Origin of the sequence: Janthinobacterium darwini (genome assembly GCF_051380905.1) — a bacterium.
Lineage (GTDB): Bacteria > Pseudomonadota > Gammaproteobacteria > Burkholderiales > Burkholderiaceae_D > Janthinobacterium.
Genome location: NZ_JBNYXX010000001.1, coordinates 839,410 through 852,898 on the forward strand (window position 1 = coordinate 839,410; position 13,489 = coordinate 852,898).

Genomic DNA, 13,489 nt, shown 5'->3' on the forward strand with positions numbered 1-13,489 from the left:
ATGGATGTCACCGCCTCGAGCTGGCTGGTGATCGCCCTGGGCATCCTGGGCGCCAACCTGCCATTCTTGAACGAGAAACTGTTTGCCGCCGTGCCCCTGAAAAAGGCGGTGCAGGCAGAAGACGGCAAAGGCTGGCGCAAGCCGCTGGCGCTGCGCCTGCTGGAGATGGTGATTCTGTACTTCATCGTCGGCGCCGTGGCGTTCGCGCTCGAAGCGCGCATCGGCAACGGTTTCCCGCAGACGTGGGAGTTTTACGCCATCACCGGATGCCTGTTCCTGGTGCTGGCCTTTCCCGGCTTCGTAACACGCTATCTGCGCAAACGTCGCTAGAACGCTGACCAAACCTGCTGCGCGTCGCGCTTTGCGGCCTGCGATGCTCACTGTGCTAGAGCACAGTTCCGCTTCTCAGCCACAAATCACTGCCGCTCGCTACGGTTTTGTCAGTGTTCCTCCCCTCCGAAAGCGGCGCCTCTGGCGCCGTTTTTTTTATTGAGCATAATCAAGGTATGGATACAGAACGCATGGATATGAATTTAACTGAAACCAAGGTGGACGGCGAGCTCGTCTACCAAGGGGGCTTCTTGCGCGTGCAGCGCGACCGTGTCGCCCTGCCTGACGGCAAGATCACGGCGCGTGAATTCGTCCTGCATCCTGGCGCCGTCGTCATCCTGCCGCTGCTCGACGATGGCACGGTGCTGATGGAACGCCAGTACCGCTATCCGCTGGACCGGGTCTTCATTGAATTCCCGGCTGGCAAGATCGATGCGGGAGAATCGCACCTGGCTTGCGCCCAGCGCGAATTGCTGGAGGAAACGGGCTACACGGCCAGCGACTGGCAATTCGTCTCCACCATCCATAACGCCATCGCCTATTCCGACGAGCACCTGGAACTGTTTCTGGCGCGCGGCCTGGTGGCCGGCGAACGCCAGCTCGACGAGGGCGAATTTCTGGAAACATTTACCGCCACGGTGCCGCAGCTGCTCGACTGGGTCAAGGATGGCACGATCACGGATGTGAAAACCGTCATCGGCATCTTCTGGCTAGACAAAATTACCAGCGGCGCCTGGCAAGCGGCTTGATCCTGCGCATGCGTACGGCTCTTTTCCTGCTGCTTGCCTGTGTCACCGTGGGTGCACAGGCGCAGGCGCGCACGCCGTTCCAGGTGCGCTGCGAAGACACGATCAGCAAGACGGTGTCCGTGCTGACGGCGCAGCAGAACGGCTACAGCATCGATACGCATCTGCCGTACAAGGCCCTGACGGTGATGAAGGGGACGGCGCGCGCGAATAGCTGGGTGCTGGGATTGACCAGGACGGATTCGCGTGTGGCCATCGCCCTGGCCGGCCCCATGCTGCAGGATCCGGCCAGCGGCTATGAATGCGTGGCGCCGCAGATTACCGTGACCCTCACGTATGCGCCCGTGGTGATCTATATCGGCCGCGAGTTTGCTCCCGGAACTTGCGCGTATGATGAAATACTCACGCACGAGCTGCGGCACATGAAAACCTATATGGAACACTTGCCGCGCGTGGAAAAGACTGTGCGCGCCGCCCTGGCCAAGCGCTTCGAGGCGCGGCCCCTGTATGCGCCCAGCGGCACGGCGAAGGCAGCGCTGGCGCGCGAGATCGACACGGGCTGGTTGCCATACGTCAAGGCCGAAATGCGCAAGGTGGAAACCTTGCAGGCGGCCATCGATTCGCCGCAGGAATATGCACGCCTGGGCAAGGCGTGCAAAGGCGAGATCCAGAATATCCTGTCGGGCAAGGCAGCGCCCGCCAACTAGACAAGGAATGGCATGACAGCAGCACCGAACACGGTCCGCCACTTTGCGCTGATCCCCGCCGCCGGCGTGGGCGCGCGTATGGAAGCGGGCAGCCCCAAACAATATTTACCCATCGCGGGCAAGCCCATGCTGCGCCACGCGCTTGACGCCTTTCTCGCCAGTCCCCTGATCGCGCACACGTACATCGTCGTCAGCGCAGACGATGGGCAGATCGATGGGCTTGTGCCAGATCAAGGCGCCGGGTACGGCGTTACCGTGTTGCGCTGCGGTGGCGCCACGCGCATGGAAACGATCTTGAATGCCTTGCAGGCCTTGCACGGCAGCATCGATGCCCTCGACCAGGTGCTGGTGCACGACGCGGCGCGACCGGGCCTGACGCCAGCGCTGATCGGCAAGCTCATCACCGAAGTGGGTGACCATCCGGCCGGTGGCTTGCTGGCCTTGCCCGTGGTCGACACTGTCAAGCGGGCAGGGCCGGGCAGCCTGTCGGCGCAGACGGTGCCGCGTGATCACCTGTGGCTGGCGCAGACGCCGCAAATGTTTTCCTATGCCTTGCTGCACCGGGCCCTGTCGCAGGCGCCCGACCCGCACGCCATCACGGACGACGCCAGCGCCGTCGAAGCCCTGGGCCTGGCGCCCAGGCTGGTCGAAGGCCATCCGCGCAATCTGAAGGTCACTTTACCGCGCGACATACACACGGCCGAGCTGTACCTGGCACATCCTTGAATTCCAGAGAGACCCGCATGAACACAACGACTCCCGTACTTCCTTTCCGCATCGGCCAGGGCTATGACTGCCACGCGCTGGTGGAAAACCGCGACCTGATCATCGGCGGCGTGAAGATTCCCCATCACCTGGGCTTGCTGGGCCATTCCGATGCGGACGTGCTGCTGCACGCGATTACCGACGCCATCTTCGGCGCCGCCGCGCTGGGCGACATCGGCCGCCATTTTCCCGATACGGATGCGCAATTCAAGGGCGCCGATTCGCGCACCCTGCTGCGCGAAGCCGTGCGCCGCGTGCAAGCCACCGGTTATATCATCGGCAATATCGACGCCACCATCATCGCCCAGCGCCCGAAGATGGCACCGCACATCGGCGCCATGTGCGCCAACGTGGCCGAAGACCTGGGCGTCGCCGTGGGTCAGGTCAACATCAAGGCCAAGACGAATGAAAAGCTGGGCTACCTGGGCCGTGAAGAAGGCATCGCCGCCGAAGCCGTGGCCTTGCTGCTGCGCGCCTGAGACACCACTTTCGCATCATTCACTGACAGGAGAGAGCATGTTCCAGTTACGCCGCACCAGCATCTTGCTTGCATGGGCATTGGCCGCCGCGCCGTCGGCCTGGGCCGAACTGCAAGCCACGGGCGAACCGCCCGCCGCGAAACAGGGATGGAAGGCCGAGACGGTCGCCGAAGGCGTGCGCCAGCCTTGGGGCATTGCCTGGCTGGGCGACGGCCGCGCGCTGGTGACCAGCAAGCAGGGCAGCTTGCATTTGCTGAACGGCAAGACGTTTACCGACGTGGCGCTGGAAGGCATGCCCAAGGTGTTTACGGGCGGGCAGGGCGGCTTGCTCGATATCGCGCTGCATCCGCAGGATGCCAGCAAGCCGACTCCGCGCGTGTACATGACGCTGTCGACGGGTACCAATGACGCTAACCGCACGACCCTGGTGCGCGGCGTATTCGACGGCAAGAAGGTGACGGGCATCCAGACCCTGTTCAAGGTGGCGACCGACAAGATTGGCGGCCAGCACTTCGGCTCGCGCCTGTTGTGGTTACCGGACGGCACCTTGCTGATGAGTGTGGCCGACGGCGGCAATCCGCCGCTGCGCATAGGCGACCGCCTGGCGCGCGAGCAGGCGCAAAACCTGGCCACGCACCAGGGTTCCATCCTGCGCCTGACGGAAGATGGCAAGCCGGCGCCCGGCAATCCGCTGGCGGCCAAGGGCGCTTTGCCGGAAATCTGGTCATATGGCCACCGCAACGTGCAAGGCCTGGCGCTCGACCCCGTTTCCGGCCGCGTGTGGGCCACGGAACATGGCCCGTATGGCGGCGACGAGCTGAACCTGGTGGTGGCGGGTGGCAACTACGGCTGGCCACTGCAAAGCTATGGCGCCGACTACAAGACGCATGAACCCGTGGGCAAGCATGAAGTGGCAGGCATGATCAATCCGAGCGTGGCCTGGGTGCCGTCGCCGGCGCCGTCAGGGCTGGCCGTCTACACTGGCGACAAGATTGCCGCCTGGCGCGGCAGCATCTTCAGCGGCGGCCTGGCGGCCAAGGATATACGCCGCATCGCCGTCGATGCGAATGGCAAGGTGACGGGGCAGGACCGCCTGGCAATCGGCGCGCGCGTGCGCGACGTGCGCCAGGGACCGGACGGCTACCTGTATGCGCTGACGGATGAGGACAACGGCCGCTTGCTGCGCATCGTGGGGCAGTAGTACGGCAGGCGCCATCTTCGCTTAAGATGGCGCCTTTACTCAAGACAAGGTGGCGGCATGGCCCGTGATACTTATGCATACCGGCACGTTGCCGTCGAATCGCGCGCCATCGATGGCCGCGTGGAAATTCGGCCCGTGCCGGGCCAGGCCTTTTCGCCCGAACTGGCCGTGCAGTGTTCGCGCCGCCTGGTGGACCTGCAGCGCTACCCGCTGGGCAGCCGTTTTTTATTGTTCGCCAAGCTGACGGACCGCCTGGGCGGCACGCCCTTCCTGTATGCGTATCATGGCGATGCGGACGTCTTGATGACGCCAGCCGAAGTCGTGAAATTCCTCGGCGAATTTCGGCGCGGCCGCATCTGATATCACTTTCCTACGATGCGATGCAGGACGCGCTGGCCTTGGCGCTGGCCTGCGGCTTGCCGAAGAGCGCGATCGTCAACGCGCAGCCGAGGGCGAACAGGCCGCCCACCACCATCGCGCTCGATACGCCCAGCCGGTCGACGGCCATGCCACCGAGCAGGGCGCCGGACGCCAGCGACACTTGCACAATCGCAACAAACAGCGCGCTGCTGCCTTCCATCAAGTGCGGCGCCGCCTTGAACATCCACGTTTGCACGGCGATCGGCATGGCGCCGAAACCGAAGCCCCACACGGCCACCAGCAGCATGGCGGCGAGCGCATGGCTGCCGAACGCGGCCAAGGCCAGGGTGGACAGGCCCAGCACTGCACCTGTGACCATTAGCGCGGCCCGTTCGTAGCGGCCGGCGGCCCAGCCGCCCACGAGGTTGCCGATGAAGCCGGAAGCGCCATATACCAGCAGCATGGCGCTGACCGTGCCGGCGGACAGGTGCGAAATTTGCGTGAGGAAGGGTGCGATATACGTGTAGGCGGCGAACTGGCCCGTGAACAGCATGGCCGTGGCGATCAGGCCCAGCCTGGCCTTGCGGATGCCGAAAATCATCGGCAACTGGCGCAAGCGGATGGCCTGTGTCGGTGGCAGCTTGGGCAGCAGCAACAACTGGCCGAGGAAGACCAGCACGGCAATGGCGCTGGCCGCGCCGAAGGCGACCCTCCAGCCCACCAGTTCGCCCACCAGCGCGCCGGCCGGCACGCCGGCCACCGTGCCCAGCGAGACGCCGGCGAAGATGATGGACATGGCACGCGACGCATGCTGCGGCGCCACCAGGCGCGGGCCGATGGCGCTGCCGATCGCCCAGAAGCCGCCGACGCCCACGCCCAGCATGGCGCGGCCCAGTAATATCGCCCCATATGAGGGCGCCAGCGCCACCAGCAGGTTCGAAGCGACCAGCAGCGCGGTGAGTGCCAGCAGCACGATGCGGCGGTCCAGGCGGCCCGAACCGACGGTGACGAAGATGGCGGCAAACGCGGCAACGATGCCGGGCGTGGTGATCATCAGCCCCGCCTGGCCCTTGCTGATATCCAGTTCGGCAGCCATGGCCGGCAGCAGGCCGACGGGCAGGAATTCGGACGTGACGAGGGCGAAGGCGCCGATGCCGACCGATAAGACGGCCAGCCAGGGCGCCACGGTGGTATCGTTGCTGGTGGCCGCCGGGGCGGAGGGGGAAGCAGGTGGTGTTTGCATGGGGAGTCCTGAAAAGCCGAGAGGTTTTTAACCGGTCGGTATATAATCAGGCCAGGCAGACATTGTTGTCAATAATTTTTTACCGAACGGTATGAAACAAGATAAAAAAGAGCAAGCGGTCAAGGCGAAAACGGGCCGGCCACGCACCTTTGACGCGGACGAAGCGCTCGATTGCGCCATGAAAGTGTTCTGGGAGAAAGGCTATGAAGGCAGTTCCTTGCCGGAATTGACGAAAGCCATGGGCATGAACCGGCCCAGCCTGTACGCCGTTTTCGGCAACAAGGAGCAATTGTTCCACAAGGCGCTGGAGCGCTACAGCGACACGCGCATGCAGTTTTTCGATGCTGCGCTGGAACAGCCGACGGCCCGCCAGGTGGTGGAAGCCTTGCTGACGCAGTATGTCGATGCGCAAACCATGCCCGATGGTCCGCACGGCTGCATGGGCGTGAATGCGGCGCTCGCCTGCAGCGACGATGCCTTGCCGATCCGCGATGAATTGTTTGCGCGCCGTCTGCGCGGTGAAATCAAATTGCGCGACCGCTTGCGGCGCGCCAAGGAAGAGGGGGATTTGCCGCCCGATTCCTGCCCCGAGCAGCAGGCGCGCTTTGTCGTGACCCTGTCGCAGGGCATGGCCATTCAGGCGGCGGCGGGCGTATCGCGCGAGCAATTGCAGCAGATGGTGGGCTTGCTGTTGCGCAATTGGCCGCTGTAACTACCCTGTCGGGGCGATGGTCTTGGCCAGGTCGCTGGGCGCTTTGCGCCGCCAGGCGGCCGTCAGGGCGGCGGCTAGCATGTCCAGTTCGGCATCCGCCAGGCATACCGTGATACCGGCCAGCCGCTCGCCCCACCACAGTTTTTCGCAGCCGGACGGCGAGATGACGGTGGCGATATGCGCCGCTTCCGCATCGAGCAGCACGTTGATGTGCTTGTCGTCGGGCAGGGTGGCAAAGATCTTCCCGCCTACGCGGAAGGCTGGACGGTCGTGGTGTTCTTCCTCGGTGGTGTCGGGAAACGACAATGCCAGATAGCGTAGTTCTTCCAGGTTGACCATTTCCTCTTTCTCCCTCATCGGACAGATAACTGCATGACTGCTTGACTGCATGACTGCATGACTGCATGACTGCATTTTGCCATGCTGTTTCGTCGCGTGGTGCAGCGGCATGCGAAAAGAAATGCGCAAGATGCGACACTGGCGCGTGCCTTTGTGGTGCTGGTGCGACACCGAGCCAGTCTGCGCGGCGACAGTGCTGCCAGGGCAGCAAGGCTATCCAGGCCGTTTTAGCTGCCTTCAGCGCGATTGTCATAAAAATATTTTACATGGTAAAAAGAAAAATACTTTTCCTCCAGGGAATTTAAGATACAATAGATTCAACGTTTTACCTGACCCGTCAACTGTCTGGCTTTGTCCGGGGAACCCGAACCCGTTCCAGGACGCTTGCAGTGCCGCCATGGCATGCCGCAAGCCCGCGAAGCTCTGCGAAAGCCAGGCCCCCGACCGCTCATCCTTGCAATTGCCAGCGCGATGCCGACACGCCTCAATGCAGCGTGTATTCAGCTCAAGCACGCCCGCTGCGCCCGTTGAATACTTACTGACTGGATACTTATCATGGAAAATTTGCCTAAAATCGTCCTGTCCCTGATCGCTGCTGGTGTGTTTGCCCACGCGAACGCCAGCACCATTACCGTCACCACCGATTACTCGAATACTGGCTTGCAAGCTGCCGCTTACCCGTCCGTGGTGAATGCCGGCGCGGCGCTGGACGGCAAGAGCAGCGACCTGTGGTGGGCTGCCAACATCCAAAGCAGCAGCCAGTTCCTCGCCGGTTCTGGCACCATGCCGGCAGGTAATCGTAGCTTGAGTATCGATGGCCTGGAGGGCTGCTGCGATGAAGGCCAGCAAGTCCAGTTAAAGGCGGGTAACAGCGATTTCGCCAGTTTTTCCAGCAGCGGTGACCTGGTGTCGGCTGTGCCGGAACCGAGCACCTACGCCATGCTGCTGACCACCCTGGGCTTACTGGGCTTCACGGCACGCCGCAGGCAGGACGACAAGTTCTAAGCTGGGAGACAGTGCGGGCTTCGCTGCGCACGTAAAAAAGCCCGCCGGTCTGCAAGGACACGGCGGGCTTTTTTTACGTGTGCGTTGTCAGTCGCCGCTGTCCTCGTCTTCCTCTGCCCCCTTGGTCGCCTTGCCCCGCTCGGCATCGACGGCGCGCTGCAGGCTGGCCGCATCGCGGAAGAAAACCTCGGTCGTGTGATCCGGGCTCAGACGCAGTGCCGGCGGGTAGATTGCCGACATGTAGGCCTCGTCGGCCAGGCGACCGCTGATCTGCAGGTTGCTCAGCAAAATCAGGGTCGAGCCGACGATGGCCAGCACGACGGCAACGAGACCGAAGCGGCGCGGGTGCTGGGGTTTGATCGTGCGCAAATGGTAGTAGATCATGACGCATACAATCACGATGAACATATGCCGCCCGTAGCGCGTCAGCACTTCCAGCGACAGCGCATACGCCGCCACATTGCTGCCCAGTTCCCACACTTCCATGGCCAGCAAGCCGCAGCCGATGATGAACAGGTGGCGGCCAAAGCGCGCCACATGGCCGAAAAGGCGGTTCGCCACGGCCCAGATCGATGCCCACACAAGGCCGCCGGCCAGTGCGTAGGCGACGATCATCAGGTAGGAAATCGGGTCGAAGGCTTCCGCGTCGCCCAGCCAGTTGCTGAAGGCGGCCGAGGTGGCGATCATGGCCAGGCCGGCGACGGCGGGGCGCAAGCCTTCCCAGTCGTGCCTGGTGGTATCGCTCAGCTCGGGCGCAACAGGGTGATCGCTGGCGCGCACGCGCAGGCGCGTATGACCGAGGCGCACGATGCTGTTGCCGTTCAAGGCTACTTGCAGTTGCCGCTGGCCCCGGTAAATCACGCCATTCTGGCTGCCCAGGTCGCGCAGCAGCAAGCCTTCCGCGCCATCGTCTTCGATGACGGCGTGGCGGGCGGCCGTATGCGCGTCGTCGAGAATGAAGTCGTTGTCGTAGCCGCGGCCGATGCGGATCGGCAAGGCATCGATGCGCTGGCGCTGCTGCACTTCGCCGTTCTCGGCGAGGATTTCAAGGTAATAGGGCGGCTTCATGGCTTGCGCGTCCCGGTGGCGGAGGGAGCGCGCGACAGCGCTTCGAGGAAGGTACGCGTGACGCGCATGCCGTTTGCGTAAGACACGCCGCGCGCGTCGATGCGGCTTTGCAGGCTCATCAGTGGCTCATCGGTGCTGGCGGCCAGCAGGGCAAAGTCGTACAGGCCGGTAAACTTGCGGTAGGCGCGCACGCACAGGACGGCGCGCAGGGGCAGGGTCTTGTTTTTGACGAACTGTTCGGTGCAATGTGGCCCCGTCAGGTGCACGCTCTTGTAGCTGCCGAAACTTTCATTCTTGAACGAGGCGCTGGCCAGTTCGGAAAAGCGCAGCGCGCCCAGTTCGCTGCTGCGCAGGAATTCGTGGCGCATCGACACTTGCCCCGTCTGCAGTGCGCCGGAAATGAAGATGGCCGATTCCATGGCGCAGCTGGTGTTGTCGAGCATGTAGGGCTTGTCGGACTTCACGTTGGAGCGGCCCCAGCAGCGCATCTGGTCCGATTCGCGCACGGGCACGCGGTACGGGCCCATGGCTTTCAGGCTCAAGGGCGTGTCGAGCAGGCGCGCCAGCATCACTTCCTGATGCGCCAGCAGCTGCGCCGTCACCAGCGGCTTGAAGTCTTTCGGCGCCCTGCCTTGCAGGGCCACCTTGGCCAGCAATTGCTGGGCATAGCGGGCAGGAACGAGAAAACTGACGAGTTCACCATCGAGGCGTTTCGAGACGTTCACGCCAGCGACATCGCCGCTGGCCGTCACGCTGGGCCCCCCGCTCATACCGGAATTGATCGGCCCCGTAAACATCAGCTGGTCGTAGAAGCTGCGCGTCACGATGCCGTTGTACGAGCCTTCCGAGATGGCGAAGCCCAGGTCCAGCGGATTGCCCATCGAATACAGGTACTGGCCCTGAGTCAGGGGCGCCAGCGATTCCGGCATGTTGAAAAAGCCCGTGCCATGGCGGTTCACGCGCAAGACGGCCAAGTCGTGCAGCACGTCGACAGCCAGCAATTCCACATTGCCGCGCTGGCCGCTGGTGTCGACCCATTCGCCCACGTAGGTATCGGGATCGAGGGCGAATTGCGACACGACGTGATAGTTGCTCACGACCAGGTCGCCCGTGCCGATCAGGAAGCCCGAACCTACCGACGATTGCGTGCGGCCGTTTTTCAGCAGCACGCGCACCTGCAGGATGTCGGCGCGCGCGGCCGTGTACAGCTTTTGCGCGGCGGACGAGGGCGGCGGCAAGGCCGCATGTTCGGTGGCGGCGGGCGCAGCGGTGGCCGGTGGCGGTTTGGCGAGGGGAGTCGAAGCGGTGGTGGCCGCGGCTGGCGCAGGCGCCCGTGCCGCGTGTGCGCCTGCGGCGGCGCACAGGCTGGCCAGCAAGAAGGCGAAGTTAGATAATTTCATGCATCCTTTATGCGTGAGCAGGAGCGGGGCTGGCCCGGTGCGGCAGTGTGCACGCGCTGCGCCAGCCCGGGGAATTACAGGGCGCCGTCTTCCAGTGCCGGCGCCGTTTCCGGCGTCATCATGTGGCCCAGTTTGCTTTGCTTGGTATTCAGGTAATGCTGGTTGAAGGCGTTGCGGTTGACCAGCAGCGGCACCCGCTCGGCCACCGTGATGCCCAGCGCTTCCATGGCGGCAATCTTGCGCGGGTTGTTCGTCATCAAACGCAGGCTGTGGATGCCGAATTGCGCAAACATGGGCTTGCACAGGGTGTAGTTGCGCGCGTCGGCCTTGAAGCCCAGCTGTTCATTCGCCTGCACCGTGTCGGCACCCGCTTCCTGCAGGCGGTAGGCGCGGATCTTGTTGATCAGGCCAATGCCGCGCCCTTCCTGGCGCAGGTACAGCAAAATGCCGCGGCCTTCCTCGGCGATGCGTTTCAAGGCGCCTTCGAGCTGGGCGCCGCAATCGCAGCGCTGGGAAAACAGCACGTCGCCCGTCAGGCACTCGGAATGCACGCGTGCCAGTACAGGTTCGCCGTTGCCGACATCGCCCAGCACCATGGCCAGGTGTTCCTTGCCCGTGGCGTGTTCGACAAAGGCGTGCAGGGTAAACTGGGCCCAAGGCGTCGGCAGTGCGCAGGAAGTCGTGTAATCCAATTCGCCTGTCGCCAGGAGGTCTGCGCCGCTTTGCATGGTTGTGCTCATATAGGTAATGTTCGAAAATGGAGGCGCGCCGTACCACTGCGGTGCCGGCGCGCCCTGTCATCATACCAAAAAGCAGGGGAAACCATTCCCCCTGGCTGAGATTTGAAGGCAGGAATGCCTGGTGATAGCCCTCTAATTGCGGTCGGATCAGGCTTTTGCAAGGCGGCTGGCCTTGCCGAAGCCCCGTTCCACCAGTAACAGCATGCCGCCGAAGATGGACAGATTCTTCAGGAAGTTGGTCAGCTGGTCCTGGAAGTGGGCTGCATCGGCGCTCCAGAACGCGTGGAAGATGAGCGTGGTCGGGATCAAAAACAGCGCCAGCGCCAACGCCGCCCAGCGCGCCTGCCAACCCGTGATCAGCAGCAAGCCGCCGCCTACCTCCAGGGCGATCACGCCCACCAGAAGGATGTTCGCCAGCGGCAAGCCCTGGCTGGCCATGTAGCCGGCCACGCCCGCAAAGCCGCCGATTTTCAGCAAGCCCGAAACGAAGAACAGCACGCCAAGGGCGGCACGGCCGAGGGGGAGCAGGATATCCGTATTGTTTTTCATGCTGGTTTCCTTTTTCTTTATATTCATCAATTATTTAGGCAGGTCGAAGAGCAGGAATTCTGCATCTTCAGGCTGGGTAATCGTCACGGCCGCTTCCTGCGTCAGTTTCAATGCGTCGCCCGCTTTCAAGGGCGTGCCATTGACCACCAGGCTGCCGCGGATCAGGTGCACATAGGCTAGGCGGCCTTCGTCCAGCCCATGCTCGGCCTGTTCGCCTTCCTGCAGGATGCTGGCGTAGATGGCAGCATCCTGGTGTATCAGCACGGAACCCTGGCGCCCGTCGCTCGATGCAATCAGGCGCAGCTTGCCCCGTTTGCTTTCTGGCGTGAAGTGTTTCTCTTCATAGCTAGGTGGAATGCCCGTCACGTTCGGCTGTATCCAGATCTGCAGGAAGTGCAAGCCATCCGTGGCAGAATGGTTGAACTCGCTGTGGCGCACGCCGCTGCCGGCACTCATGCGCTGCACGTCGCCGTAGTGCAGTACGGAACCGGTGCCCATGCTGTCCTTGTGTTCGAGCGCGCCGTCGAGCACATACGAAATGATTTCCATGTCGCGGTGGCCGTGCGTGCCGAAGCCCTGGCCGGGCGTGACCCGGTCTTCATTGATCACCAGCAAGGGGCCAAAGCCCATGTGCAGGGGATCGTGGTAGCTGCCGAAGGAAAAGCTGTGGTGGGAATTGAGCCAGCCGTGGTTGGCGGCGCCGCGTTCTTCGCTATGACGAATCTGTAACATGGTGGACTCCGTTTCTATCAGTGAATGTGCGATAATTTCGAAGGACCGTTGCCTGGCGCTACGCCCTGGCTTCTTTTCTGCCCTTCGCTGTACGATGGAGAAAGTATAGGCCGCCCAGTCCAGAAAGAAAAACGGAAAATCTACCGTACTATGATCGAAAAAATCGAATGTTAAGACTGAGCCTGGAAGCCTTGCAAATCGTCGACGCCATCGACCGCCGTGGATCATTCTCGTCGGCCGGCAAGGAGTTGCATAAAGTGCCGTCCACCATTTCCTATACGGTGGCCAAGCTGGAAGACGACCTGGGCGTGCAAGTGTTCCAGCGCAATGGCCCGAAAGTCATGCTGACGGCGGCCGGCCAGGAATTGCTGAAAGAGGGCCGGTATTTATTGAAGGCGGCACAGGACCTCGAGCACCGCGTGCGCAGGGTGGCGTCCGGCTGGGAAACCGAGTTGTCCATCGGCATCGATTCCATGTTTTCCGCCGTGGCCCTGGCCGACGATGTGCGCGCCTTCTATGAGGTAGCGCAACAGACGCGCTTGCGCCTGTCGCAAGATGCCCTGTCGGGCACCTGGGAAGCTTTGCTGGACCGCAGGGTCGACTTGCTGGTGGGCGCGCCCGGCGACGGTCCGGCGGGCGGCGGCTATATCGCGCAGCCGATAGGCATGCTCGATTTCGTTTTTGCCGTGGCGCCCACGCACCCGCTGGCGCAGGTAGCGGAACCTTTGTCGCGCGGCCACCTGCAGCAGCACCGGGCCGTGGTCGTGGCCGACTCGGCGCGCCAGATGGCGCCGCGCACCGTGGGTTTGTTGCTGGGACAAGATGCCTTGAGCGTGCCGAACATGCAGGTCAAGTTCGATTACCAGGTGCTGGGGCTGGGTTTTGGCTTCCTGCCGGGGCCGTGTGCGCGCGCCGCCATTGCGCGTGGCTTGCTGGTGGAAAAGGCCGTGGAAGAGCCGAAACCGTCGGAAACGTTTTACCTGGCGTGGCGCGTGGGCGAGGATGGCGCCGCGCTGCGCTGGTGGATGGCGCGCATGCGTGAACCCGATGTGTTTTCCCGTTTGGCGCAGCATCTGCCGGGCCGGGCGTGACACACAGTCACGGCACTCCGGG

Annotated in this window: 17 protein-coding genes; 10 read left to right on the forward strand and 7 right to left on the reverse strand. The window is 63.0% G+C overall.

Annotated elements, in window-relative coordinates; all coding sequences use genetic code 11:
- The 7 genes from ACQ4WZ_RS03820 to ACQ4WZ_RS03850 all read left to right on the forward strand — a co-directional run bounded on the left by ACQ4WZ_RS03820 (position 1) and on the right by ACQ4WZ_RS03850 (position 4,588).
- The gene (locus ACQ4WZ_RS03820) at positions 1 to 330 is read left to right on the forward strand and encodes a DUF2818 family protein (RefSeq protein WP_436572607.1); all 330 of its coding nucleotides are present in this window, start codon (positions 1 to 3) and stop codon (positions 328 to 330) included.
- A gap of 191 nt (positions 331 to 521) precedes the next feature.
- Entirely contained in the window at positions 522 to 1,079 is a 558-nt protein-coding gene (locus tag ACQ4WZ_RS03825) for an NUDIX domain-containing protein (protein WP_101484641.1), read from the forward strand.
- 8 nt (positions 1,080 to 1,087) lie between these two features.
- Positions 1,088 to 1,783, forward strand: coding sequence for a hypothetical protein (locus ACQ4WZ_RS03830; RefSeq protein WP_436572608.1), 696 nt, complete (start codon positions 1,088 to 1,090; stop codon positions 1,781 to 1,783).
- Between the two features lie 12 nt (positions 1,784 to 1,795).
- Complete coding sequence (gene ispD / locus ACQ4WZ_RS03835; RefSeq protein ID WP_101482085.1) at positions 1,796 to 2,509, forward strand: 2-C-methyl-D-erythritol 4-phosphate cytidylyltransferase; 714 nt, start codon at positions 1,796 to 1,798, stop codon at positions 2,507 to 2,509.
- 17 nt (positions 2,510 to 2,526) lie between these two features.
- Positions 2,527 to 3,027, forward strand: a complete 501-nt coding sequence (gene ispF / locus ACQ4WZ_RS03840; protein ID WP_101482084.1) for a 2-C-methyl-D-erythritol 2,4-cyclodiphosphate synthase — start codon at positions 2,527 to 2,529, stop codon at positions 3,025 to 3,027.
- A gap of 37 nt (positions 3,028 to 3,064) precedes the next feature.
- Entirely contained in the window at positions 3,065 to 4,228 is a 1,164-nt protein-coding gene (locus ACQ4WZ_RS03845; protein WP_436572609.1) for a PQQ-dependent sugar dehydrogenase, read from the forward strand.
- A gap of 57 nt (positions 4,229 to 4,285) precedes the next feature.
- Positions 4,286 to 4,588 carry a hypothetical protein gene (locus ACQ4WZ_RS03850; protein WP_436572610.1) on the forward strand — a complete coding sequence of 101 codons (303 nt, stop codon included), beginning with the start codon at positions 4,286 to 4,288 and terminating at the stop codon, positions 4,586 to 4,588.
- Between the two features lie 10 nt (positions 4,589 to 4,598).
- On the opposite strand, the gene ACQ4WZ_RS03855 is transcribed toward ACQ4WZ_RS03850, so the two are convergent.
- Positions 4,599 to 5,831, reverse strand: a complete 1,233-nt coding sequence (locus ACQ4WZ_RS03855) for an MFS transporter (protein WP_436572611.1) — start codon at positions 5,829 to 5,831, stop codon at positions 4,599 to 4,601.
- Positions 5,832 to 5,922: 91 nt separating this feature from the next.
- Between ACQ4WZ_RS03855 and ACQ4WZ_RS03860 the strand changes: the two genes are divergently transcribed.
- On the forward strand, positions 5,923 to 6,543 hold the full coding sequence (locus tag ACQ4WZ_RS03860; RefSeq protein ID WP_101482080.1) for a TetR/AcrR family transcriptional regulator: 621 nt from the start codon (positions 5,923 to 5,925) through the stop codon (positions 6,541 to 6,543).
- Here the strand turns inward: ACQ4WZ_RS03860 and ACQ4WZ_RS03865 are convergent, their stop codons facing one another.
- Positions 6,544 to 6,900, reverse strand: a complete 357-nt coding sequence (locus tag ACQ4WZ_RS03865) for an MmcQ/YjbR family DNA-binding protein (protein WP_243857992.1) — start codon at positions 6,898 to 6,900, stop codon at positions 6,544 to 6,546. It lies immediately after the preceding gene.
- A 537-nt stretch (positions 6,901 to 7,437) separates the two neighbouring features.
- On the opposite strand from ACQ4WZ_RS03865, the gene ACQ4WZ_RS03870 reads away from it, so the two are divergent.
- Positions 7,438 to 7,887, forward strand: a complete 450-nt coding sequence (locus ACQ4WZ_RS03870) for a CCXG family PEP-CTERM protein (protein ID WP_436572612.1) — start codon at positions 7,438 to 7,440, stop codon at positions 7,885 to 7,887.
- 87 nt (positions 7,888 to 7,974) lie between these two features.
- Here the strand turns inward: ACQ4WZ_RS03870 and ACQ4WZ_RS03875 are convergent, their stop codons facing one another.
- The 5 genes from ACQ4WZ_RS03875 to ACQ4WZ_RS03895 form a co-directional block, all read right to left on the reverse strand.
- Complete coding sequence (locus ACQ4WZ_RS03875) at positions 7,975 to 8,955, reverse strand: FHA domain-containing protein (protein ID WP_133990158.1); 981 nt, start codon at positions 8,953 to 8,955, stop codon at positions 7,975 to 7,977.
- Positions 8,952 to 10,355 (reverse strand): S1 family peptidase, encoded by a 1,404-nt coding sequence (locus tag ACQ4WZ_RS03880; RefSeq protein ID WP_436572613.1) that lies wholly within the window; start codon positions 10,353 to 10,355, stop codon positions 8,952 to 8,954. The genes ACQ4WZ_RS03875 and ACQ4WZ_RS03880 overlap by 4 nt, the downstream gene beginning before the upstream one ends.
- A gap of 74 nt (positions 10,356 to 10,429) precedes the next feature.
- Positions 10,430 to 11,083: a GTP cyclohydrolase II gene (ribA, locus tag ACQ4WZ_RS03885; protein ID WP_035820484.1), complete on the reverse strand. Its 654-nt coding sequence runs from the start codon at positions 11,081 to 11,083 to the stop codon at positions 10,430 to 10,432.
- A 159-nt stretch (positions 11,084 to 11,242) separates the two neighbouring features.
- Complete coding sequence (locus ACQ4WZ_RS03890) at positions 11,243 to 11,644, reverse strand: DoxX family protein (protein WP_101484640.1); 402 nt, start codon at positions 11,642 to 11,644, stop codon at positions 11,243 to 11,245.
- A 30-nt stretch (positions 11,645 to 11,674) separates the two neighbouring features.
- Positions 11,675 to 12,376 (reverse strand): pirin family protein, encoded by a 702-nt coding sequence (locus ACQ4WZ_RS03895; protein WP_101482075.1) that lies wholly within the window; start codon positions 12,374 to 12,376, stop codon positions 11,675 to 11,677.
- A 167-nt stretch (positions 12,377 to 12,543) separates the two neighbouring features.
- Here ACQ4WZ_RS03895 and ACQ4WZ_RS03900 point away from each other — a divergent pair, with 167 nt between their 5' ends.
- Entirely contained in the window at positions 12,544 to 13,467 is a 924-nt protein-coding gene (locus ACQ4WZ_RS03900; RefSeq protein ID WP_101482074.1) for a LysR family transcriptional regulator, read from the forward strand.
- Positions 13,468 to 13,489 lie beyond the last annotated feature (22 nt).

Excerpts from the sequence above, each read along its gene's own strand:
- ACQ4WZ_RS03825 (WP_101484641.1), top strand. The coding sequence starts at position 522 with ATGGATATGAATTTAACTGAAACCAAGGTGGACGGCGAGCTCGTCTAC.
- ACQ4WZ_RS03870 (WP_436572612.1), top strand. The coding sequence starts at position 7,438 with ATGGAAAATTTGCCTAAAATCGTCCTGTCCCTGATCGCTGCTGGTGTG.
- ispD (WP_101482085.1), top strand. The coding sequence starts at position 1,796 with ATGACAGCAGCACCGAACACGGTCCGCCACTTTGCGCTGATCCCCGCC.
- ACQ4WZ_RS03845 (WP_436572609.1), top strand. The coding sequence starts at position 3,065 with ATGTTCCAGTTACGCCGCACCAGCATCTTGCTTGCATGGGCATTGGCC.
- ACQ4WZ_RS03865 (WP_243857992.1), bottom strand. The coding sequence starts at position 6,900 with ATGAGGGAGAAAGAGGAAATGGTCAACCTGGAAGAACTACGCTATCTG.
- ispF (WP_101482084.1), top strand. The coding sequence starts at position 2,527 with ATGAACACAACGACTCCCGTACTTCCTTTCCGCATCGGCCAGGGCTAT.
- ACQ4WZ_RS03900 (WP_101482074.1), top strand. The coding sequence starts at position 12,544 with ATGTTAAGACTGAGCCTGGAAGCCTTGCAAATCGTCGACGCCATCGAC.
- ACQ4WZ_RS03860 (WP_101482080.1), top strand. The coding sequence starts at position 5,923 with ATGAAACAAGATAAAAAAGAGCAAGCGGTCAAGGCGAAAACGGGCCGG.
- ACQ4WZ_RS03830 (WP_436572608.1), top strand. The coding sequence starts at position 1,088 with ATGCGTACGGCTCTTTTCCTGCTGCTTGCCTGTGTCACCGTGGGTGCA.
- ribA (WP_035820484.1), bottom strand. The coding sequence starts at position 11,083 with ATGCAAAGCGGCGCAGACCTCCTGGCGACAGGCGAATTGGATTACACG.
- ACQ4WZ_RS03855 (WP_436572611.1), bottom strand. The coding sequence starts at position 5,831 with ATGCAAACACCACCTGCTTCCCCCTCCGCCCCGGCGGCCACCAGCAAC.
- ACQ4WZ_RS03850 (WP_436572610.1), top strand. The coding sequence starts at position 4,286 with ATGGCCCGTGATACTTATGCATACCGGCACGTTGCCGTCGAATCGCGC.
- ACQ4WZ_RS03820 (WP_436572607.1), top strand. The coding sequence starts at position 1 with ATGGATGTCACCGCCTCGAGCTGGCTGGTGATCGCCCTGGGCATCCTG.
- ACQ4WZ_RS03890 (WP_101484640.1), bottom strand. The coding sequence starts at position 11,644 with ATGAAAAACAATACGGATATCCTGCTCCCCCTCGGCCGTGCCGCCCTT.
- ACQ4WZ_RS03895 (WP_101482075.1), bottom strand. The coding sequence starts at position 12,376 with ATGTTACAGATTCGTCATAGCGAAGAACGCGGCGCCGCCAACCACGGC.
- ACQ4WZ_RS03880 (WP_436572613.1), bottom strand. The coding sequence starts at position 10,355 with ATGAAATTATCTAACTTCGCCTTCTTGCTGGCCAGCCTGTGCGCCGCC.
- ACQ4WZ_RS03875 (WP_133990158.1), bottom strand. The coding sequence starts at position 8,955 with ATGAAGCCGCCCTATTACCTTGAAATCCTCGCCGAGAACGGCGAAGTG.